Source organism: Actinoplanes utahensis, assembly GCF_016862455.1.
GTDB lineage: Bacteria > Actinomycetota > Actinomycetes > Mycobacteriales > Micromonosporaceae > Actinoplanes > Actinoplanes utahensis.
In genome coordinates this window covers 55,592-75,534 of the sequence record NZ_BOMZ01000002.1, presented here as the reverse complement: position 1 = coordinate 75,534, position 19,943 = coordinate 55,592, and the positions used below count along the sequence as shown (strand labels likewise).

Below are 19,943 nucleotides of genomic sequence, written 5' to 3'. Positions count from 1 at the left end.
CCGATCTCCTTAGCGTTCTCCGTGCGCATCGAAGCCACGACACACGGAGGAAAGAACATGACGGTCCGGGTCGAGAAACTCACCCGCACGTATCGCGGCGGAACCGCCGCGGTGACCGCGCTGTCCGGCGTCGACGCCACGTTCGGCAGCGGCACGTTCACGGCGGTGATGGGTCCGTCCGGGTCCGGCAAGAGCACGCTGCTGCAATGCGCCGCGGGTCTCGACCGGCCCGACGACGGCCGGGTCTGGATCGGCGACACCGAGATCTCCCGGATGGCCGAGGCCGAGCGCACCGCGTTGCGCCGGGACCGGATCGGCTTCGTGTTCCAGGCGTTCAACCTGATCGGCGCGCTCACCGTCGAGGAGAACATCGTGCTCCCGCTGCGTCTCGCGGGCGCCGTCCCCGACCGGGCCTGGCTGGCCCACGTGGTCGAGCGGATCGGGCTGACCGAGCGGCTGCGGCACCGGCCCGCGCACCTGTCCGGCGGTCAGCAGCAGCGCGTCGCGATCGCCCGGGCGCTCGCCACCCGGCCCGACGTCATCTTCTGCGACGAACCGACCGGGGCACTCGACAGCAACACCGCCGCGGAGGTCCTCGCCCTGCTGCGGGCGGTCGTCGACGAGCACGGGCAGACGGTCGTCATGGTCACCCACGATCCGGTCGCCGCCTCGTACGCCGATCGCGTCATGGTCCTCGCGGACGGCCGGATCGTGTCCGACACGCCACAGCCGGGAGCGGCCCGCATCGCCGAGCGGCTCGCCGTCCTGGACCGCCGCGGAGCCGTCCGATGATCGGCCTGGCCGTCCGCATGCTCCGGCATCGCCCGGGTTCCGCACTCGCCACCTTCCTCGCCCTCACCGTCGGCGCGGCGATCCTCGTCGCGATGGCCGTCCTCGTCGAATCCGGGCTGCTGCACCGGCCGGAACCGCGTCGCTACGCCGCCGCCGACCTGGTCGTCGCCCCGGCCGAACTCACCGTGACCAGCAAGGACTTCGACGGGACCACGCTGACCAGCCGGGTGGATCCGCCCGAGGGCGGCACGCTGCCGGCCGATCTGGCGCAGCGCCTGCGGCAGGTGCCGGGCGTGTCGGCGGCCGTCGCCGACCGGACGATCCCGGTGTTCACCGCGGCCGGGCCGGCGGTCGGGCAGGGCTGGGACGGCGCCGCGCTGGCGCCGTACCGTCTCGTCGCCGGGCAGCCGCCGCGGCACGTCGACGAGGTCGTGCTCGACGCGGGCACGGCGGCGGGCTCACCACCCGGCGCCCGTGCCGATCTGGTGGTCGGCGGTGTCGCCGAGAGTTTCCGGATCAGCGGCATCGTGGAAGCCCCGGCGCCGCACGTGTTCTTCACCGAGGGCCGGGCCGCGGCGCTCGCCCCGCGCCCGGGCCGCGTCGACGCCATCGGCCTGCTGCTGGCGCCCGGGGCCGACCGTGCCGCGGTGGACCGGCTGGCCGCCGAGGCCGACGCCGAGGTGTACGCCGGTGACGCCCGCGGCCGGCTCGAACGCACCGGCGACACGGCAGCCGCCGGTTTGCTGGTGCAGATCGGCGCCTCGTTCGGTGGCTACGTCGTGCTGCTGGTCGTCTTCGTGGTCGCCGGCACGGTGAGCCTCTCGGTGCGGCACCGCCGCCGTGACTTCGCCCTGCTGCGCGCCATCGCCGCCACCCCGGCCCAGGTGCGCCGGATGGTGATGGCCGAGGCCGCGCTGATCGGCGCCGCGAGTGTCGCCCTCGGGGTGCCCGCGGGCCTGTTCGCCAGCCGCCTGCTGCGCGGCGAACTGATCACGCGCGGCTTCCTGCCGGACGGTTTCCCCCTGTCGCCCGGTCTCCTGTCGGCGGCGGCAGTCGCCCTGACCACGATCCTGGTCGCCGTGCTCGCGGCGCTGCTCGCGGCCCGCCGGGTCACCGGGATCCGCCCGGTCGAGGCCCTCGGGGAGGTCGCCGTCGAACCGGCCGGCAACAGCCGGGTACGCCTGATCAGCGGCCTGATCGCCCTGGCCGGCGCAGCCGGTTCCAGCACCGTCACGATCGGCGCCGGGGGACAGGTCGCCCTCGCCGGAGCGCTCGGCATGCTCTATCTGTACGTGACGGCGGTGGCGCTGCTGGCGCCCTGGATCAACCGGGCGGCGGCCCGCGTCCTCCAGCCGCTGCTGTCGCGCATCTGGGGCGCGGGGGGACACCTGGCCGGCGCCAATCTGCGCGCCAACGCCCGCGGAACGGCCACCGTGCTCACCGGCCTGGTCCTGGCGGTCGGGTTCGGCGGCTCGGTCTGGTTCCTGCAGGACAACATCGAGCGCAGCGCTGTCACGCAGGCTCGGGACGGCCTGGTCGCCTCCTGGTCGCTGAGCTCCCCGGCCGGTCTCGCGCCCACGACGGCGACGGCGGTCCGCGCGGTGCCCGGCGTGGAATCGGCCACCGCGGTCCGGCGTACGTCCGTCGTCGTCAAGATCTTCGGTGGGGAGGTGGAGACCGTGCCGGTGATGGCCGTGGACGACGTGTCCGCCTTCGACCTGGGCGTCACCGCGGGCAGCATGGCGGACCTGCACGGCCGGGCGATGGCCGTCTCCGGCGTCCGTGCCGGGAGCCAGGGCTGGGACCTCGGCGAGGAGGTGCCGCTGTGGCTGGGCGACGGCACCCCGGTCACCCTGCGGGTGGCGGCGATCTACGAGCGGGGACTCGGGTTCGGCGACATCGTGCTGCCCCGCGACGAGGTGGCCGGCCACACCGCCCGCGGCACCGACGACGAGGTGCTCGTGCGGCTCGCCCCGGGCGCCGTCCCGGATCCGCGCCTGGCCGGCCTCGCCCCGGCGGCCACACTGGACGACACCGGCCTGCGCCCCGGGCGGCTCGCCGCCGACCTCGCCCTGTCCGCCTGGCTCAACCGACTGCTCGTCGGCGTGATGATCGGCTACGCCGCCCTGGCGGTGGCCGACACCCTGGTGATGGCCGCGCTGGCCCGGCGCCGCGAACTGGCGCTGCTGCGCATCGTCGGGGTGACCCCCCGGCAGGCCCGCCGGATGGTGCACGCCGAACAGGCCGGCCTGCTCGGCGTGGCGCTGGTGATCGGCGGGACGGTCGCCGCCCTCACGCTCGTCGCGGTGGTCCGCGCGCTGACCGGCAGCCTCGTCCCGTACGTGCCGCCGCTGGGTCTGCTCGCCGTGGTCGGCGGTACCGCGCTGCTGGCGCTGACCACGACGATCCTGCCGATCGGCCATCTGCTGCGGACGCCGCCGCTGGAACACCTCGGCGTCAAGGAATAGAGCCGGCCCGGCCGCGGCCGGCGCGCCTGCCAGGGATCGTCCGTCCCTGGCAGGAGAGCGCACCCCATGCCAGCGTACGGCGGTACGGGGACGAGAGGATGCGAAGTGTGTGAGCCCGACCGGCGACGAACGGCCGGCCTGATCGATGAGTGACACGTTCGGCCGCCGGCTGCGCGAACACCGGCACACGGCCGGGCTGACGATGGAGCAGCTGGCGGAGCGTTCGGGGGTCAGCGCCCGCGCGATCAGCGACATGGAACGCGAGCGCAGTGTCGCGCCGCAGCGGCGTACCGTCCAGGCCCTCGCCGAGGCACTGGCCCTGCCCGAGGCGGAGCAGCCGGCCTTTCTCGCCGCGGCCCGGGCCGGCCGCCCGAAGGCCACGGCGACCGTGCCGGCCGGCTGCTGTGCGCTGCCCCGCCCGGTACCCGACTTCACCGGCCGTGACCGGGAGCTGGCCCAGCTGAGCCGGGTCGCGGCCTCGGCCCAGCCGGCGCCGGCGGTCGCGCCGGTGGTGACGGTGTCCGGAACGGCCGGGGCCGGTAAGACGACGCTCGCCGTGCAGGCGGCCCACCTGCTCGGCACGACGTTCACGGGCGGGGTCCTCTTCGTCGACCTGCGGGGCATGGACGCCCGCCCGGCGGGAGCCGCGGAGACGCTCGCCCGTCTGCTCGGCGCGTTCGGCGTCCGGGACGACGACATCCCGGACGACGAGACGGACCGGGCCGGCATGTACCGGGAACTGCTGCAGCACCGGCGCGTGCTCGTGGTGCTCGACAACGTCGCGGACGAGGCACAGGTCCGGCCCCTGCTGCCCGGCCCCGGACCGTCGCTGACGATCATCACCAGCCGCCGGCTGCTCGCCGGGCTGGAGGGCGTCCGCCGGCTCAATCTCACGCAGCTGCCGGCCGGGGACGCGGCGGCACTGCTGCGCAGCATCATCGGCGACCGGGAGCCCGACGCGGCCGCCGAGGTGGCCGAGCTGTGCGGCCGGCTGCCGCTGGCGCTGCGCATCGCCGGCAATCGGCTGGTGAGCCGGCCGCAGTGGACGGTGCGGCACCTGGCCGACCGGCTGTCCGACGAACGCCGGCGCCTCGACCAGCTCATCGCCGGTGACCTGCGGATCGCGGCCGCCTTCAGCCTGTCGTACACCCAGCTGTCGCCGCAGGCGCGCCGGTTGTTCCGCCGCCTGTCGCTGGCGCCCGGTTCGGACTTCGACGCGCGGCTCGCGCGCGCCCTCGACCCGGCGGACCCGGAAGGCATCGAGGACGCCCTCGACGAACTCGTCGAGCTGAGCCTCCTGCAGGCCCACGTCGACGGCCGATACCGCTTCCACAACCTGATCCGCCTGTTCGCCCGCGAACGGCTCAGCGAGGAGGAGCCGCCCGCCGGGCCCGTCCCGGCGTAGCGGCCGCCGCGCGACCGCACATGCGGAAGTGCTTCTGCATGCGGTCCCGCATGTTCCGCGGCGCCGCGGCCAGGTGAGATCGACTCGGGCGCCGCGCAGCGGCCCGCCCACCATCACGAGAGGCGCACACCATGGGGATCTGGAACGACCGGCTCACCGAGCTGGGCATCACGCTGCCGCGGGTGGCCGCACCGGTCGGCGGCTACACGCCGGCGATCCGTTCCGGCATGTACGTCTACACCTCCGGCCAGCTGCCCTTCGTCGGCGGGACCCTGCCGGTCACCGGCAAGGTCGGCGACAGCGTCGACGTCGCCCAGGCAGCCGACCTGGCCCGCACCGCCGCCTTGAACGCCCTCGCCGCGGTGGACGCCGTGGCCGGCATCGACGCGGTGGTCCGCATCGTCAAGGTGACCGGCTTCGTCGCCTCGCTGCCGTCCTTCACCGGTCAGGCCCAGGTCCTCAACGGCGCCTCCACCTTCCTGCACGACGTGTTCGGCCCGGCCGGGATCCATGCCCGCTCCGCCGTCGGCCTGGCGGTGCTGCCGCTGGACAGCCCGGTCGAGGTGGAACTGCAGGTCGAGATCGCGTCCTGACCGCACCGAACGAACTGGAGAGACACGATGAGCAGACCCGTACTGGAACCGGCCGCGCAGGCCTTCGTCGAAGCGACCGCCGACCCGCCGTACCTGTTCCAGATCCCTCCCGCCGAGGGCCGCAAGGCCGTCGACGGCGTGCAGAGCCCCACGGTCGACGTGCCGGGCACCGAGAAGGAGACGCTCACCATTCCCGGTGGTCCCACCGGCTCGGTGTCGGTGACCGTCTTCCGGCCCACCGGCGTGACCGGCCCGCTGCCGGTGGTGTTCTACATCCACGGCGCGGGCTGGGTGTTCGGCAACGACCACACCCACGACCGGCTCGCCCGGGAACTGGCCGTCCGGGTCGGTGCGGCCGTGGTGTTCCCCGAGTACAGCCTCTCGCCCGAGGCCGCGTACCCGATCGCCGTCCAGGAGAACTACGCCGCCGTCCAGTGGGTCGTCGCGCACGGCGCCACCCACGGGCTGGACCCGGCCCGCATCGCCGTCGCCGGGGACTCGGTCGGCGGCAACATGGCCATCGCGCTCACCCTGACCGCCAAGCAGCACGGTGACGTGCCGCTCGCCGGCCAGGTGCTGTTCTACCCGGTCACCGACGCGAACTTCGACACCGGTTCGTACCGGCAGTTCGCCGAGGGCTACTTCCTGCGCCGCGACGCCATGCAGTGGTTCTGGGACCAGTACACGACCGACCCCGCGCAGCGGGCCGAGATCACCGCCTCGCCGTTGCGCGCCGACGTCGAGCAGCTCACCGGACTGCCGCCGGCCCTGGTCATCGTCGCCGAAGCCGACGTCCTGCGCGACGAGGGCGAGGCGTACGCCGACAAGCTGCGCCGCGCCGGCGTGCCCGTCACCGCCGTGCGCTACCAGGGCGTCATCCACGACTTCGTGATGCTCAACGCGCTGCGCGACACCCACGCGGCCGAAGGCGCGATCCGCCAGGCCGCCGACTTCCTGTCCACCGTCCTGTCCACCCACTGAAGGGGCCTGCCATGAAACCCACCATCGTCCTCGTCCACGGCGCGTTCGCCGAGTCCGCCAGCTGGAACGAGGTGACCCGGCAGCTGCTCGCCGAGGGCTACCCGGTGATCGCCGCGCCCAACCCGCTGCGCAGCCTGTCCGGTGACGCCGCCGTCGTCTCCAGCCTCCTGGCCACCGTCGACGGGCCGGTCGTGCTCGCCGGCCACTCCTACGGCGGGGCCGTCATGTCCAACGCCGCGGTCGGCCACGACCACGTCAAGGCCCTCGTGTTCGTCGCCGCCTTCGCACCCGAGGCCGGCGAGAGCATCGGCGAGCTGTCCGGGCGGTTCCCCGGCGGCACGCTCGGCGAGACCCTCAAGGAGGTGCCGCTCCCGGACGGCACCGTCGACCTGTACATCCGGCAGGACAAATACCACCAGCAGTTCATCGCCGACGTCCCGGCCGCGCAGGCCGCCCTCGACGCCGTCGCCCAGCGTCCGCTGAACACCACGGCGCTCAACGAGGGATCGGGCGAACCGGCGTGGAAGACCGTGCCGTCCTGGTTCGTGTACCCCGAGGCCGACTACAACATCCCGCTCGAAGCGCACCGCTTCATGGCCGAGCGGGCCGGCGCCCGCGAGCGCGTGGAACTGCCCGGCGCCTCGCACGCCATCCCCGCCTCCGAACCCGCCGCGGTCGCCGGGATCATCCTGCAGGCCGCCGCCGCGATCGCCTGACCTCCCCGTGCGGCGCCGGCGAGGGGGCGGCGCCGCACCGAACCCCTGTCTCACCACTGATCGAAAAGAGCATCATGCGCGTCCGTATCTCCCGAGTGGTGGCTCTCGCCGCCGCCATCGTCCTCACCGGCACCGCGTCGGTCTCCGGGGCCGCCGCCGCCGTCGCCGGCACGCACGTCACCACCCGGCCGACCATCGTGCTGGTGCACGGCGCCTTCGCCGACTCCGCCAGCTGGTCCGGGGTCATCGAGCGGCTCCAGCAGCGCGGCTATCCGGTCGTCGCCGCCGCCAACCCGCTGCGCGGGCTCAGCACCGACGCCGCCTACGTGCGCACCGTCATCGACTCGGTGCCGGGACCGATCGTGCTCGCCGGCCATTCGTACGGGGGCGCGGTGATGACCAACGCCGCGGCCGGGGACCCGGACGTCAAGGCGCTCGTCTACATCGCGGCGTTCGCCCCGGACAAGGGCGAGAGCGCCCTCGAGCTGTCCGGTAAGTTCCCCGGCAGCACTCTCGGCGACACTCTCGCCCCGGTGCCGCTCGGTGACGGCACCACCGACCTCGCCATCCGCCAGGACCTGTTCCGGCAGCAGTTCGCCGCCGACGTGTCCCGGCAGCAGGCCACGCTGATGGCCGTCACGCAGCGGCCGATCCGGGACGCGGCGCTCAGCGAGGGCTCCGGGGAACCGGCGTGGAAGACGATTCCCTCCTGGTTCCTGCTCGCCGGCGCCGACCGCAACATCCCGGTCGCGGCGCAGCGCTGGATGGCCGACCGGGCCGGCTCCCGGGCCACGGTCGAGATCCGCAAGGCGTCGCACGCGGTCGGTGTGTCGAACCCGCGTCCCGTCGCGGACCTGATCGTCCGCGCCGCGACGGCGCGATGATCTGACCGTTCGAAGATCCAGGCCGTGACCCGTGGAAACGGGTCACGGCCTGTTCGCCGTCCCCGGTCAGTTCGCGGAGCAGACGTCGTTGCGCCACGCCCAGGCGGCGATCTCCACCCGGTTGCGGGCGGCGAGTTTGCGCTGCACGTTCGCCAGATGCGTCTTGACCGTCGACAGCGTCACGTAGAGCCGCCCGGCGATCTCGTCGTTGGTGTGCCCGTGCGCCACCAGCCGGACCACGGCGAGCTCACGGTCGGTGAGCGGCTCGGTGGGCGGCGCCTCCGGCGCCTCGGGTTCGGCGCCGCGGCGGGGAGCGAGGTGCGCCAGCAGACGTACGGTCACCGCCGGCGAGATCAGCGTGGTCCCGGCGGCGGCCGCCCGGACCGCCTCCACCAGCAGGTTCGGTGACGTGTCCTTGAGCAGGAAACCGCAGGCGCCGTTGCGCAGCGCCCGGTACACGTACTCGTCCAGATCGAACGTGGTGACGATGAGAACGTTGAGCGGATCCCGGACGGCCGGGCCGGCCAGCAGCCGGGTCGCTTCCAGGCCGTCGAGCCGCGGCATCCGGATGTCCAGCAGGCACACGTCGGGACGCAGCCGGCGGGCCAGCTCCACGGCGGTCTCACCGTCCGCGGCCTCGGCCACCACCTCGATGTCCGGCTGCGTGCCGAGGATCATGCGGAACGCCGTACGGATCATGTCCTGGTCGTCGGCCAGCAGAAGCCGGATGGTCATCGGAGGTTCCCGTCGGTGATCGGCAGGGTCGCGGTGACCTGCCAGCCTGATTCGACCGGCCCGGCCGTCAGCTCGCCGCCCGCGGACCGGACCCGCTCGCTGAGCCCGGTCAGGCCGAACCCGCCGGCCGGCAGGGGCGACACGGCGGCCCGCCCGTCGTTGCGGACCGACAGTTCGGCGACGTCGGGCCGGTCGTCCCGGACCCGGATCCGGATGTCGATCCGGGTGGTCCCGGTGGTGTGGCGCAACACGTTGGTCAGCGCCTCCAGAACGGTGTGATGCGCCGCGTCCAGGGTCGCGGCGGGCAACGGCCGGTGCGACAGCGACGCGTCGACGGAGACGGCCGGTGCCGGATATCCGGGTGGCAGGGTGCCGGTCACAGCGGTGAGCATCTCGTCCAGGGTGGCGTGGGCGGGCGCGGTCGCGGACGTCTCGTCGCGCAGGATGCCGACGAGCGTACGCATCGAGGTGAGCGCCTGACCGCCGGCCCGTTCGACGCCGGCCAGCAGGTCGTCCAGATCCCCGGGCGAGGGGGCGGCGCCCGAGCTCGTGACGAACCTGATGGCCTGCGTCTGGGCGACGATCGCGGTCACGTGATGGGCGACGTAGTCGTGCAGGTCACGGGCGTGATCCAGGCGTTCCACCTGCCGGGCCAGCCGGTCCGCGTCGACCCGGCGGCGCTCCAGCAGGCGCAGGTACGACCCGAGCAGCGCGACGAACAGCACCCAGGCGGTCAGCACGACCGCGACCAGGCCACCGTCCTGCGACAACGTCCGCACGTTGACGGGATGAAGGAAGACCCGCAACGGGAGCACACCGATCGCCAGGAGCGTCAGGACGGCCGGGCCGGCCGCCCGCCGGACCGGATGCTGCATGACCAGGCGGATCCCCGCCACCGACAGCGCGGCGAACTCCACGATGCCGAACGTGTGCTCCAACCGCAGCGCCGGTACCAGCGCGCAGGCCACCGAGACCGTGACGGACGTCGCCGCGGCCCCGGCGACCGCGGACGGGCGGGCTTCGGCGAGCAGCACCACGGCGACCGCGAACAGGCCGCTGGCGACGACGCCGATCGTGGCGGGCAGCGTGGGGCCGTCCAGCCCCTCGACGACGACGAGACCGGCCACCACGACGGCGAACAGGACCGCCATCACCCGCTGCGGTCCGGAACGGCCCGGGAAGATGATCAACACAGAAGGCCACGGTACGACACCCGTACCCGGGCGGCCTCGTTCTTTCGGCCGAGCCCTCGCGGCGCCGCTCGGTAACCCGGCTGAGGCGCGCCCCCGCCCTTTCCCCGCAGGATCGAGACCGCACCGGACGATGAGCGGAGAGAGATCGTGGCGACGACAGTGCAGGCCGAGGGCCTGCGAGTGAGAACGGGCCGGCACGTGGCCGTCGACGGCGTCGACCTGAGCCTGGGCGCCGGCGTGCACGGGCTGCTCGGCCCCAACGGCGCCGGCAAGACCACCCTGATCCGGGCGCTGGCCACCGTGCTGCCCCCGTACGACGGCCGGCTCCGCCTGCTCGGACGGCCGATGGACGCACGGCCCGACCTGCGCGCGGTACGGCGCGCCCTGGGCTACCTGCCCCAGGAGTTCGGCTATCACCCGCGTTTCACCGTGGCGGAGTTCGTCGAGTACATGGCCTGGCTCAAAGAGGTGCCCGCCGCCGGGCGCCGCCGTGCCGTACAGAACGCGCTCGCCCGGGTGGGCCTGGCCGACCGGGCCGGATCGCGGATGAAGGCGCTCTCCGGTGGCATGCTGCGTCGGGCCGGCATCGCCCAGGCCATCGTCAACGAGCCGGGACTGCTGCTGCTCGACGAGCCGACCGTGGGCCTCGACCCGCAGCAGCGGCTCGACTTCCGGGCGCTGCTGCGCGACCTCGGCGAACGCTCCTGCGTCATCGTCTCCACCCACCTGGTCGAAGACGTGGCCGCGGCCTGCACGAGTGTCGTGCTGGCCGACGCCGGCCGGATCGTGTTCCACGGCACGCCGGACGACATCGCGGCCGCCGGTGGTTCCACCGACGCCGGGGACAGCCCGATCGAACGTGGCTACTCCGCTCTCCTCGAACGGCACCGGGCGGTGGCGCGGTGATCGGCATCCTCGGGATCGAACTGCGCCGTTCCGCCGCGCTGCCGATCGGGGCCGCGACGGCGGCGATCGGGGTGGCGGGACTCTACGTGCTCGCGCTCACCGGACAGACCGGCCTGTGGGACCAGCAATGGAACCTGCTCGCCGTCTTCCAGCGCATCATGCTGGTCGTCCTCTGGCCGCTGGCCCTGGCCGCCGGCGCCTGGCAGGCCGGCCGGGACCGGCGCAGCCGGATGACGGAACTGCTCGGCACCACACCGGCGCCCGGCTGGCGGCGGCTGCGGCCGTCCGCCCTGGCCACGGCCCTCAGCCTGGCCGCCGGCTACCTGATCGTCCTGGGCGCGGGGGCGCCGAGGGTCGCGGCCGCCGCCGGCCATCCCGGCAGCGGCTGGCCGGCGGTCACCGCCGTCGGCGTTCTGGCCCTGGCCACGGCGGGCATGCTGGGACTCGGTGTGGGCCGGCTGCTGCCGTACGCGTACACCCCCGCCGTGCTCGGCGTGGGCAGCCTCGCCGGGCTCCTCGCGGCGATCGAGGCGACCAAACTCGACGACGCCACGAAACCCGGGCTCGCTCTGCTGCTGCCTTACTTCACCAGCACGATCTCCGAGTTCCAGGCCGTCAGCGGTACGGTCAGCGCGGGTCAGGCCTGGTGGTTCGGCGGCCTGGCGATCGGGGGACTGGTGCTGTTCCTCGCGACCGGCCGGCTCGCACGGGCGCTGGCCGTCGTCCCGCCGGCGCTCGGGCTGGCGCTGGCCGCCCCGCTGCTGAGCGGCACCGCCTTCCCGGTCGACCCGGCCGCGGTCGCCGAGGTCTGCACCGCCGACGCCGGCCCCCGGGTCTGCGTCACCGCGGCCCACCGGCGGCAGTTGCCCGCCCTCGTCGCACCGTCCCGGGAGGCGTTGCGCCTGCTCGCCAAGCTGCCGAACGCGCCGGCCTCGGTCCACGAGGCGCCGCCCGGCACCGGCCGTCCGCAGCCGGCCTCGGAAGCCTGGCTGGACAGCGACAACCTCGGCGCGACCGATGATCCGGCCGAACTGACCGCCCGGATCCTGGCCGGCGCCGGCACACCGCTCTGCGCCCGTGGCGACGGCGACCATCTGGCGGTGCTGCGGGCCCGGGCCGTGACGGCCGCCTGGCTCCACGGCAGCCACCCGGTCCCCGGTCAGACCGTCGGCCCGGCCGAGCAGGCAATCCGCGACACGATGTGGAAGAAGCTCGTCGCATTGCCCGCCGCCGAGCAGCAACGCCGTGTCGCCGCGGTCCGCGCGGCCGGTCTGGCCTGCGGCGACCAGGCCGCCGCCCTCGGTGTCGGAGCCGGCCGGTGATCGCCGTCGCGCTGTTCCTGCGCTCCCGTGAGGCGCCGGCCGGGGCCCTGTGCGCGGTAGCGGCCATGACCGCCGTCGCCTGGCTCGGCGCCGGCCCGGCCGGGTCGCGGCACGCCGTCACGGCCGCGGCCCTCGCGCTGGCGCTGGGCATCGCCGTCCTCGGCCACGGCCTGGGCGGGCCGGACAGCGTCCTGGACGCGACCGCGGCGATCCGCTGGGCGCCCCGCCGCGCGCTGCACCTGGCCACGATCTTCGTGGTCGCGGTCGCCGTGGTGACAGCGGTGGCGACGGTTCCGGTCGCCGTCGTCGCGCGGGACGCGGCCGGCTTCACCGGGCTCGCCGCCCTGGCCGCCACGCTGTTCGGCAGGCGACTGGCCTGGACCCTGCCGGTCGTGACGGGCTGCGTGTCCGCCGGCGTCCCCGCCGTGCCGGAGCCGTTCGCTCTGTATCTGCTCACCTGGGCGGGCCAGCCGCCGGACAGCCGGACGGCGCTCGTCACCGCCGCGCTCCTGGCGGTCACCGGTGCCGCCGGGTACGTGACTCGGGGACCCCGGCGGACCGGCCCCGCGAGCTGAGGACGGGCCGCCGGACGGTCAGCCCCGCTCCGGCGCGGCGAGCATCGGGGCCAGCCCGGACGTGGCGGCGATCCGGCGGACCATGGGGGTCAATCCGGTGGCGGTCACGGTGACGCCGCGGGCCTGTGCGGCCTCGTACACCGCCAGGAGGACCCGCACGCCCGTCGCGTCCAGCAGCGGCACCTCCGCCATGTGCAGGGTGACCTGCCGGCCGGCGCTCTGCCGGCAGACCACGTCGAGCAGGGCGGTCCGCAGGCGGCCGGCGTTGTCCCGGTCCACCTCGCCGCGGATGCGGATCTCGAGATGCCCGTCCGGCCCGTTGCCGGTCGTGATGGCGAAGGCGTCCTCCTCCGCGCTGTGCGAGCCCGGCCACCGTGGCACCCGGTCGGTCAGCAGGCCCTCGCGCAGCCAGATCAGCGCCCGCGACAGGATGCGGGAGACCTGCATCTGCGAGATGCCGAGCTGGGCCGCGATGTCGGCCTGGGTGCGGCCGCCGTAGTAGCTGGCGATCACCACGTGCCGTTCCCGCGCCGGCAGCGCCGCGATCAGTTCGGTGACCGTCAGGTGGTCGGGCACCTTCTCCAGCGCCGCGTCGGTCTGGCCGAACAGGTCGAGGTACGTCGCGTCGCCGTCGCCGAGGGGCATGTCCAGCGACATCGAGCGGTAGCCGGCCGCGGTCATCCGTGCCGTGTCGAGTTCGCGGCCGGTGATGCCGGCGCGCTGCGCGGTCTCGGCGTCGGTGGGCCGGCGGCCGAGTTCCCGGGTCAGATCCGCCTCGTGCCGGGTGACCGCCATCGTCAGCTCCTGCAGAGGGCGGGGCACGTGGACGGCCCAGCTCCGGTCTCGCAGGTGCCGTTTCAGTTCCCCGACGATGGTGTGGACGGCGTACGCGGTGAAGGAGCCGCGGTCCGGGGCGTAGCGGTCGACGACCTTCACCAGTCCCAGGCGGGCCACCTGCTCCAGGTCGGCCAGCGGCTCCGACCCGCCCCGGTACCGGCGGGCGAGCCGGTCGGCCATCGGCAGCGCCTCGGCGATCATGTCGTCGCGGAGCCGGCGTGCCCGTACCTCGTCAGCGGTCTGCCGGGCGTGCGCGTAGCGCTCGGCGATCTCGTCGAGATCCTCCAGCGCCGTGCCCGGCTCCACCGCGCTGCGTTGTGTCAACGACATGCCCACTCCCTGATCCCGGCCTCGGGTGCGGGAGGTGCCCCGTGCCGCGGGATCGAAACGACATCAGCCGATCGGCATCTCGCGGCCGAGTTCACCGTCTGGTTCCGGGACATCCCGGCGGCCCACCGTCCGACGGCCGTCCGGTGACCGTCGCCGGTCCGGGGAATTCGCTGGCGGGCGGCCCCGGGGATGCGGTAGTCACCATGCATGACGACTTCGGAGCCGCCGCCGTTGACCGTGGTGCAGCCGGGTGGCGGGCTGGTGGGCTCACTCGGCGACATCGGTGTGCATTTCAAGCTGTGGGGCGAGGACACCGGCGGCGCGATGGCGGTGGTCGAGCACCCGTTCCCGGTCGGCGCGCTGGTGGCGCCGCACCTGCACACCCGCGAGGACGAGTACTCGATCGTCCTCGCGGGCGAGATCGGCTTCCGCTCCGGCGACCGGGAGGCGGTGCTCGGCCCGGGTGGTTACATCACCAAGCCGCGCGGCGAGCTGCACGCGATGTGGAACGCCGGCGCGGTCCCGGCCAGGATGATCGAGATCATCACCCCGGCCGGGTTCGAGCACTTCTTCCGCGAGGTGGCGGAGATCATCGCGGCCGGGCCCGAGGCGGCCGGGCAGGGCGGCGACCTCGCCGAACGCTACGGCCTGCGGTTCGGCGAGGCCGAGTGGCTTCCGGCGATCGTCGAACGGTACGGGCTGACCACCTAGTCTCGTCTCCCGCGGCGGTCGCCGCGCTCACGACGATCGGCACGCGCCGCCGTTGAGGGTGAACCCGGCCGGCGCGCCGGTGTCGCCGGAATGGGTCGCCTGGAAGCCGACGGTGGTCGAGCCGCCCGGCGGGATGGTGGCGTTGTGCGCGACGTTACGTGCGGTCACCGTTCCGCTCGCGGGCGCGTACGTGGCGTTCCAGCCGCCGGTGATCGTCTGTCCCGCGGGCAGGGTGAACCCCAGGGACCAGCCGTCGATCGGGGCCGCGCCGGTGTTGGTGACGGTGAGGTTCGCGGTCAGGCCGGTGTTCCAGGCGCTCACCGACGCGGCCGCCGTGCACGCCGCGACCGGCGTGGACGGCGAGGCGGGCGTGGAGGGGGATGCGGGCGACGACGGTGTGGTGGTGACGTCGAGACCCAGGAAGGAGATGGCGTACGCGAGCTGCCCGGCCTGCGGGAGGACATGCCCCGCCCCGGCGATGCTGACGCCCTCGACCGTCGCCCGGGTGCCGGTCGCGCCGTACCGGGTGCGGGTCCAGGACGACTGTGGACGATCGGTGGAGGCCGGGTTCGGGCCGAGACCGTGCAGAGCGGTCCACTGTTTGATCTCCTCGCCGAAGTTCGGATAGGCGAGCGTGGCGTCGGTGGTGCCGTGCCACAGCTGCATCCGCGGGTACCCGCCGGTGTATCCGGGGTACATCGCCCGGGCCTGGTCGGCCCACTGCTGAGCCGGCTTGATCAGGTTGCCGCCGGAGCAGACGCTGTTCCACAGCGAGCCGTTGGTGGTGGCGAAGCAGCCGGCCGGCACGCCGGAGAACGCGGACGCGGCCGAGAACACGTCCGGGTACTGGGCGGCGAGCACGTTGGCCATCATGGCGCCCGAGGAGAAGCCGCTGACGACGATCCGCGCCGGATCCACGTCGTACCGGGCGCGTGCCCAGCCGACCATCGACATGATCCCGGTGGAGTCGCCGCCGCCGTCCCGGCGCAGTGCCTGCGGGCTGGAGACGTCGAAGCATTTCTCGGTACGGGTGGCCTCCGGCAGGACGACGACGTAGCCGTACCGGTCGGCCGCGGTGATGAAGTCCCTGCCGTTGCCTCCGGCGAGGGCCGCGGCCGAGCCGGAGCAGTAGTGCACGAGCAGGAGCAACGCGGGCCGCGCCGCCACCCGGTCGGGCACGTAGGCGTACATCCTCAGGTTCGTCGGGTTGGCTCCGAAGCCGGTCACCTGGGTCAGCGCGGCCGCCGCGGCGGGGCGGGCGACCAGCAGCCCCGCCACCGCCAGCAGGGGCGCCAGCGCCACGACGAGCGCGGTGCGCAGACGGCGTCTCATCTGTCTCCTCTCACCGCAGGGTGCAGGTCAGTGCCGGCGCCGTCCCCGGGGCGCCGTTGGCGAGCAGGCCGAAGGTCGTGCCCGCGCCGGGCGCCAGCGAGCCGTTGTAGGCCGCGTTGGTGACCGTGACGGCGCCGCCGCCACCGGTCAGGGAGCCGTTCCAGACCTGGGCGACGGACTGGCCGGCGGGCGGGGTCCAGCCGACCTGCCAGCCGGAGGTGGCCGCCGGTCCGGTGTTCGACACGGTGACCTCGGCCTGGAAGCCGCCCGGCCAGCTGTTGACCACCCGGTACGCGGTGCTGCAGGCGCCGGCTGGGCCGCTGGGCGACGTGGAGGGGCTGACCGACGCCGACGCCGACGGCGAGGTGCCGGTGCCGGGCAGTTGCGAGAAGAAGTTCCAGATCTCGCCGCCGGTCCAGGTGAGGGCGCCGCTCGTGCCGGTCGAGCCGTCGACGGGCTCCGGCGTGTGGTCGCCGTCGAACGCCGCCCACCGCACCGGATAGCCGGCGCGGCAACCGGTGTAGGCGGTGACGACGTGGGTCAGACTGCCGCGGGGCGGCTCGGGCGGGTTCTGGGCGGTGCAGCCGTTGTTGCGGACGAAGGTGTCGCGCAGCCCGCGCCCGAGCGAGATGTTCAGCACGCTGTCGTGGGTGCCGTGGATCCCCAGGTAGGCCACCGGCTGGGTGCCTCCGGAGCAGCCGCTGAGGTTGGCTCCGGAGATGACGGCGACCGCGCGGAAGACGGTGGGGCGGGCGCAGGCGACGGCGTAGCTCATCGCGCCGCCGTAGCTCCAGCCGACCGCGAACAGCTGGGAGGTGTCGACGCACAGGCCGGCCTCGATGAGCGCGGTCAGGTCGTCGACCAGGGCCAGATCACGGCCGCCGGTGTTCGCCCAGCCGTTGTCGATGCCCTGCGGCGCGACCAGGATCGCGCTGTTGTCGGACAGTCGCTGCTGCCCGTAGTACGCCCAGGTGGCGCCGGCCGGGCCGCCGGTCGCCACGTCGTTGGCGGTGCCGTTGAGCCAGTGGAACGCGAAGATCAGTTTGTACGGCCGGTTGCGGTCGTAGCCGTCCGGGACCCGCAGGATGTAGGAGCGGTTCTGGCCGCCGCTGACGATGGTGCGGGCGCCGCTGGCGAGCGCCGGGGCCTTCCCGCAGCCGGCGGTCGCCGCCGCGGCGGGCGCGGTGGTGTTCAGCAGGCCGGTGAGCGTCACGGTGGCCAGCGCCAGGACGAGGGTGATCAGTGAGGCGAGAGGTCGTCGGGACATCGGGTGTTCCCTCCTTGCGGTGCCGGCCGTGGTGGCCGGCGCCGGGACCGGATCGACGGGGGAGCGGGTCAGCCGGCCGAACAGACCGGTGTGGCGGTGGGGCCGGTGCCGGTGCCGGTGCCCTGGAAACCGAACTCGGTGCCGCCGCCGGCCGGAAGCTGCCCGTTGTAGGCGACGTTCCGGAAGCTCACGGCGCCGCCGGCGCCGGTGGCGGTGGCGTTCCAGGCGCTGGTCACGGCGCTGCCCGAGGGCAGGGTCAGACCGACGGTCCAGCCGGTGACGGGCGCGGAGCCCGCGGTGACCCGGATGGTGGCGACGAATCCGCCGTTCCAGGAGTCGAGCGACACCGAGGCGCTGCACGCGCCGCCGGGCTGCGGTGAGGTGCTGGTGCTGATGCTCGGTGAGGGCGACGAGGTCCCGCCGGCGTTGAGCGCGTTCAACACCGCCGTGTACGCGGCCTTCTTGTTGCCGGCGTTGTCGAACAGCAGCGGGTTCTCGCCGGTGCGCCACGAGTCGCTGTCCCGGATGCCCCAGACGGTGATGCCGGTGCACCGCGCTACCGCCAGGCAGGCGCGGGTCACGCCCGCGTAGACGTTCGCCTGGTTGCCGCCCTGAGCGACGTCGAGCTCGGTGATCTGCACGTCGACGCCGAGGTCGGCGAAGCGCTGCAGGTTCGCCTGGTAGTCGCCGGGGAGGCCGGTGCCCAGGTGGGACTGGAAGCCGACGCAGTCGATCGGCACGCCGCGGGACTTGAAGTCGCGGACCATGGTGTAGACGCCCGTCGACTTCGCGTTGATCCCGTCGGTGTTGTAGTCGTTGTAGCAGAGTTTGGCGGCCGGGTCGGCGGCCCGGGCGGCGCGGAACGCGGCCTCGATCCAGTCGTTGCCGGTGCGCTGCAGATTGGAGTCGCGGCGGCCACCGCTGCCGCCGTCGGCGAACGCCTCGTTCACCACGTCCCAGGAGTGGATCCGGCCCTTGTAGTGGGTGGCCACCTGGGTGACGTGGTTGATCGCCGCGGTGCGCAGCGCGCTGCCGGACAGCGACCGCGCCCAGCCGGGTTGCTGGGCGTGCCAGAGCAGGGCGTGGCCACGCACCTTCGCGCCGTTGGACAGGCCCAGGTTCAGGATGCGGTCGCCGTTGGCGAAGGTGAACCGGCCCGGGGACGGTTCGGTGGCGTCCCATTTCATCTCGTTCTCGGCCGTGACCGAGTTGAACTCGCGGTTCAGGATGCCGGTGTAGGTGCCGTCGCCGAGCCGGCCGGCGGCGATCGCGGCGCCGAAGTAGCGCCCGGTCTGTGCGGCCGAGGCGCCCAGGGTGGTGGCGGCGTCGGCGGGGCCGATCACGGCGACGCTCGCCGCGACGACCACTCCCGCGGCGGCCGAGGCCAGCAGCAGGGAACGGCCTCTCTGGAGCAGGGACATGGTGGGGACCTTTCCGAGCGGGGGATGTCTCGAAAGTTTCTGGGAGCGTTCCCAGGAAGGTTGGCTAATGTTGCCAGCGCATTTCCGGGGAATGCAAGACACGACCACCGTGCCGGCTTCGGCATAACGATTCCGCGCGCTCCGATTCCGCGTCATCCGGAGAATCGCCGCACAGAAAGCTGTTATGCGACCGGCCTCCGGAAAGTCCGCGGTCCTTTCCCGTGAGCCGACGGCAAAAGCCCTCTTGAATGTCTCGAAATCTCCTGGCAATGTTCAGTTCAGCTGTTAGCGCTCTCATCCCGGTGGGTCCCCGTTCGAGCGCCGACAGGCCATCCCCCGTTCCACCCGATCCTCAGGGAGGGGCATCGCCATGCCCGGAAGAAGACGACGATTGCTCGCCACCCTCCTCACCGCGGCCCTGGCCGCCGCCGGTGTCGTGGTCCAGGCCGGCGCCGCGGCCGCCGCCGAATCCAACGGCGGGACCCGGGTCATGCCGCTCGGCGACTCCATCACCGAGGGCACCCAGGTGCCGGGCGGGTACCGGATCGGCCTCTGGCAGCGGACGGCCACCGCGGGCTACCGAGTGGATCTGGTGGGATCCCAGTTCAACGGGCCGGCCGCCCTGGGCGACCACGACCACGAGGGCCACCCGGGATGGCGCATCGACCAGATCGACGCCAACGTCAGCGGCTGGCTGCGCTCCACCACGCCGCGCACCGTGCTGCTGCACATCGGCACCAACGACATCCTGCAGAATTTCAACGTGGCCGGCGCCCCGGCGCGGATGTCCACCCTGCTCGATCGCATCGCGACGGCGGCGCCCTCGGCAGACGTCTTCGTGGCCACCATCATCCCGCTGGCCAACCCGGGGCAGGCGGCCGCCGTCCGTACCTTCAACGCCGCTCTCCCCGGCATCGTCCGCGGCAAGGGTCCTCGATTCCACCTGGTCGACATGCACGCCGCGCTCACCACCGCGGATCTGATCGACGGCATCCATCCGACCGCCGGCGGCTACGACAAGATGGCCGCCACCTGGTACGCGGCGCTGCGCTCGGTCGGCGGGTCGATCGGGGATCCGGTCACCGGCACCGGCACCGCGCTGGTCGGCGCCGCGTCGGGGCGCTGCCTGGACGTCCCGAACGGCAGCACCGCCAACGGCACCCAGCCGATCATCTGGGACTGCAGCGGCGCCGCCAACCAGCGATGGACCTACGACGGCCAGACCATGCGCGCGGTCGGCAAGTGCCTCGACTCACCCACCGGCGCGGTGGCCGGCAGCAAGGTCCAGCTGTGGGACTGCAGCGGCGCGGCCAACCAGCGGTGGGCGTTCACCTCGGGCTCCACGATCCGCAACGCGCAATCGGGCCTGTGCCTGGACGTCTCCGGCGCGGCCACCGCCAACGGCGCCGCGGTCGCGCTCTGGACCTGCACCGCCGCCGCCAACCAGCGGTGGAGCCGGGCCTGATGCCGAGCCC

18 protein-coding genes are annotated in these 19,943 nt (G+C 73.6%); 12 read left to right on the top strand and 6 right to left on the bottom strand.

What is annotated here, in order from left to right; translation table 11 throughout:
- Positions 1-57 precede the first annotated feature (57 nt).
- The 7 genes from Aut01nite_RS00815 to Aut01nite_RS00785 all read left to right on the top strand — a co-directional run bounded on the left by Aut01nite_RS00815 (position 58) and on the right by Aut01nite_RS00785 (position 7,839).
- The gene (locus Aut01nite_RS00815) at positions 58-792 is read left to right on the top strand and encodes an ABC transporter ATP-binding protein (protein WP_043527087.1); all 735 of its coding nucleotides are present in this window, start codon (positions 58-60) and stop codon (positions 790-792) included.
- Positions 789-3,260, top strand: a complete 2,472-nt coding sequence (locus Aut01nite_RS00810) for an ABC transporter permease (protein ID WP_043527085.1) — start codon at positions 789-791, stop codon at positions 3,258-3,260. Before Aut01nite_RS00815 ends, Aut01nite_RS00810 begins: the two co-directional genes overlap by 4 nt.
- A 145-nt stretch (positions 3,261-3,405) precedes the next feature.
- Positions 3,406-4,665 carry a helix-turn-helix domain-containing protein gene (locus tag Aut01nite_RS00805; RefSeq protein ID WP_052163953.1) on the top strand — a complete coding sequence of 420 codons (1,260 nt, stop codon included), beginning with the start codon at positions 3,406-3,408 and terminating at the stop codon, positions 4,663-4,665.
- 131 nt (positions 4,666-4,796) lie between these two features.
- Complete coding sequence (locus Aut01nite_RS00800) at positions 4,797-5,258, top strand: RidA family protein (protein WP_043527084.1); 462 nt, start codon at positions 4,797-4,799, stop codon at positions 5,256-5,258.
- Positions 5,259-5,285: 27 nt separating this feature from the next.
- Positions 5,286-6,239 (top strand): alpha/beta hydrolase, encoded by a 954-nt coding sequence (locus Aut01nite_RS00795; RefSeq protein ID WP_043527082.1) that lies wholly within the window; start codon positions 5,286-5,288, stop codon positions 6,237-6,239.
- An 11-nt stretch (positions 6,240-6,250) separates the two neighbouring features.
- The gene (locus tag Aut01nite_RS00790; protein ID WP_043527080.1) at positions 6,251-6,955 is read left to right on the top strand and encodes an alpha/beta fold hydrolase; all 705 of its coding nucleotides are present in this window, start codon (positions 6,251-6,253) and stop codon (positions 6,953-6,955) included.
- 74 nt (positions 6,956-7,029) lie between these two features.
- A complete protein-coding gene (locus Aut01nite_RS00785) occupies positions 7,030-7,839 on the top strand; it encodes an alpha/beta fold hydrolase (RefSeq protein ID WP_043527078.1) in 810 nt (269 codons plus the stop codon).
- A 66-nt stretch (positions 7,840-7,905) separates the two neighbouring features.
- On the opposite strand, the gene Aut01nite_RS00780 is transcribed toward Aut01nite_RS00785, so the two are convergent.
- Together Aut01nite_RS00780 and Aut01nite_RS00775 are read right to left on the bottom strand one after the other, a co-directional pair.
- Entirely contained in the window at positions 7,906-8,574 is a 669-nt protein-coding gene (locus Aut01nite_RS00780; protein WP_043527077.1) for a response regulator, read from the bottom strand.
- Positions 8,571-9,767, bottom strand: coding sequence for a sensor histidine kinase (locus Aut01nite_RS00775; protein WP_043527075.1), 1,197 nt, complete (start codon positions 9,765-9,767; stop codon positions 8,571-8,573). The genes Aut01nite_RS00780 and Aut01nite_RS00775 overlap by 4 nt, the downstream gene beginning before the upstream one ends.
- A 147-nt stretch (positions 9,768-9,914) precedes the next feature.
- Here Aut01nite_RS00775 and Aut01nite_RS00770 point away from each other — a divergent pair, with 147 nt between their 5' ends.
- The 3 genes from Aut01nite_RS00770 to Aut01nite_RS00760 are packed head-to-tail and all read left to right on the top strand — an operon-like array spanning position 9,915 to position 12,570.
- Positions 9,915-10,673 carry an ATP-binding cassette domain-containing protein gene (locus Aut01nite_RS00770; protein WP_043527073.1) on the top strand — a complete coding sequence of 253 codons (759 nt, stop codon included), beginning with the start codon at positions 9,915-9,917 and terminating at the stop codon, positions 10,671-10,673.
- Entirely contained in the window at positions 10,670-11,995 is a 1,326-nt protein-coding gene (locus Aut01nite_RS00765; protein WP_043527072.1) for a hypothetical protein, read from the top strand. Before Aut01nite_RS00770 ends, Aut01nite_RS00765 begins: the two co-directional genes overlap by 4 nt.
- Complete coding sequence (locus Aut01nite_RS00760) at positions 11,992-12,570, top strand: hypothetical protein (protein WP_052163950.1); 579 nt, start codon at positions 11,992-11,994, stop codon at positions 12,568-12,570. Before Aut01nite_RS00765 ends, Aut01nite_RS00760 begins: the two co-directional genes overlap by 4 nt.
- An 18-nt stretch (positions 12,571-12,588) precedes the next feature.
- Here the strand turns inward: Aut01nite_RS00760 and Aut01nite_RS00755 are convergent, their stop codons facing one another.
- Entirely contained in the window at positions 12,589-13,737 is a 1,149-nt protein-coding gene (locus Aut01nite_RS00755) for a sigma-70 family RNA polymerase sigma factor (protein WP_052163949.1), read from the bottom strand.
- A 207-nt stretch (positions 13,738-13,944) separates the two neighbouring features.
- Between Aut01nite_RS00755 and Aut01nite_RS00750 the strand changes: the two genes are divergently transcribed.
- A complete protein-coding gene (locus Aut01nite_RS00750; RefSeq protein WP_043527068.1) occupies positions 13,945-14,448 on the top strand; it encodes a cupin domain-containing protein in 504 nt (167 codons plus the stop codon).
- A 27-nt stretch (positions 14,449-14,475) separates the two neighbouring features.
- Here the strand turns inward: Aut01nite_RS00750 and Aut01nite_RS00745 are convergent, their stop codons facing one another.
- From Aut01nite_RS00745 to Aut01nite_RS00735, 3 genes are all read right to left on the bottom strand, one after another.
- A complete protein-coding gene (locus tag Aut01nite_RS00745; RefSeq protein ID WP_043527067.1) occupies positions 14,476-15,780 on the bottom strand; it encodes an extracellular catalytic domain type 1 short-chain-length polyhydroxyalkanoate depolymerase in 1,305 nt (434 codons plus the stop codon).
- Between the two features lie 10 nt (positions 15,781-15,790).
- Positions 15,791-17,047 carry a CE1 family esterase gene (locus Aut01nite_RS00740; protein ID WP_043527065.1) on the bottom strand — a complete coding sequence of 419 codons (1,257 nt, stop codon included), beginning with the start codon at positions 17,045-17,047 and terminating at the stop codon, positions 15,791-15,793.
- A 68-nt stretch (positions 17,048-17,115) separates the two neighbouring features.
- On the bottom strand, positions 17,116-18,468 hold the full coding sequence (locus tag Aut01nite_RS00735; RefSeq protein WP_043527063.1) for a glycoside hydrolase family 10 protein: 1,353 nt from the start codon (positions 18,466-18,468) through the stop codon (positions 17,116-17,118).
- Positions 18,469-18,859: 391 nt separating this feature from the next.
- On the opposite strand from Aut01nite_RS00735, the gene Aut01nite_RS00730 reads away from it, so the two are divergent.
- Positions 18,860-19,933, top strand: a complete 1,074-nt coding sequence (locus Aut01nite_RS00730) for a ricin-type beta-trefoil lectin domain protein (RefSeq protein WP_373871425.1) — start codon at positions 18,860-18,862, stop codon at positions 19,931-19,933.
- Positions 19,934-19,943: the final 10 nt, after the last annotated feature.

Coding starts and splice junctions, on each gene's coding strand:
- Aut01nite_RS00755 (WP_052163949.1), bottom strand. CDS start 13,737: ATGTCGTTGACACAACGCAGCGCGGTGGAGCCGGGCACGGCGCTGGAG.
- Aut01nite_RS00795 (WP_043527082.1), top strand. CDS start 5,286: ATGAGCAGACCCGTACTGGAACCGGCCGCGCAGGCCTTCGTCGAAGCG.
- Aut01nite_RS00805 (WP_052163953.1), top strand. CDS start 3,406: ATGAGTGACACGTTCGGCCGCCGGCTGCGCGAACACCGGCACACGGCC.
- Aut01nite_RS00810 (WP_043527085.1), top strand. CDS start 789: ATGATCGGCCTGGCCGTCCGCATGCTCCGGCATCGCCCGGGTTCCGCA.
- Aut01nite_RS00745 (WP_043527067.1), bottom strand. CDS start 15,780: ATGAGACGCCGTCTGCGCACCGCGCTCGTCGTGGCGCTGGCGCCCCTG.
- Aut01nite_RS00800 (WP_043527084.1), top strand. CDS start 4,797: ATGGGGATCTGGAACGACCGGCTCACCGAGCTGGGCATCACGCTGCCG.
- Aut01nite_RS00750 (WP_043527068.1), top strand. CDS start 13,945: ATGACGACTTCGGAGCCGCCGCCGTTGACCGTGGTGCAGCCGGGTGGC.
- Aut01nite_RS00790 (WP_043527080.1), top strand. CDS start 6,251: ATGAAACCCACCATCGTCCTCGTCCACGGCGCGTTCGCCGAGTCCGCC.
- Aut01nite_RS00780 (WP_043527077.1), bottom strand. CDS start 8,574: ATGACCATCCGGCTTCTGCTGGCCGACGACCAGGACATGATCCGTACG.
- Aut01nite_RS00735 (WP_043527063.1), bottom strand. CDS start 18,468: ATGTCCCTGCTCCAGAGAGGCCGTTCCCTGCTGCTGGCCTCGGCCGCC.
- Aut01nite_RS00785 (WP_043527078.1), top strand. CDS start 7,030: ATGCGCGTCCGTATCTCCCGAGTGGTGGCTCTCGCCGCCGCCATCGTC.
- Aut01nite_RS00815 (WP_043527087.1), top strand. CDS start 58: ATGACGGTCCGGGTCGAGAAACTCACCCGCACGTATCGCGGCGGAACC.
- Aut01nite_RS00740 (WP_043527065.1), bottom strand. CDS start 17,047: ATGTCCCGACGACCTCTCGCCTCACTGATCACCCTCGTCCTGGCGCTG.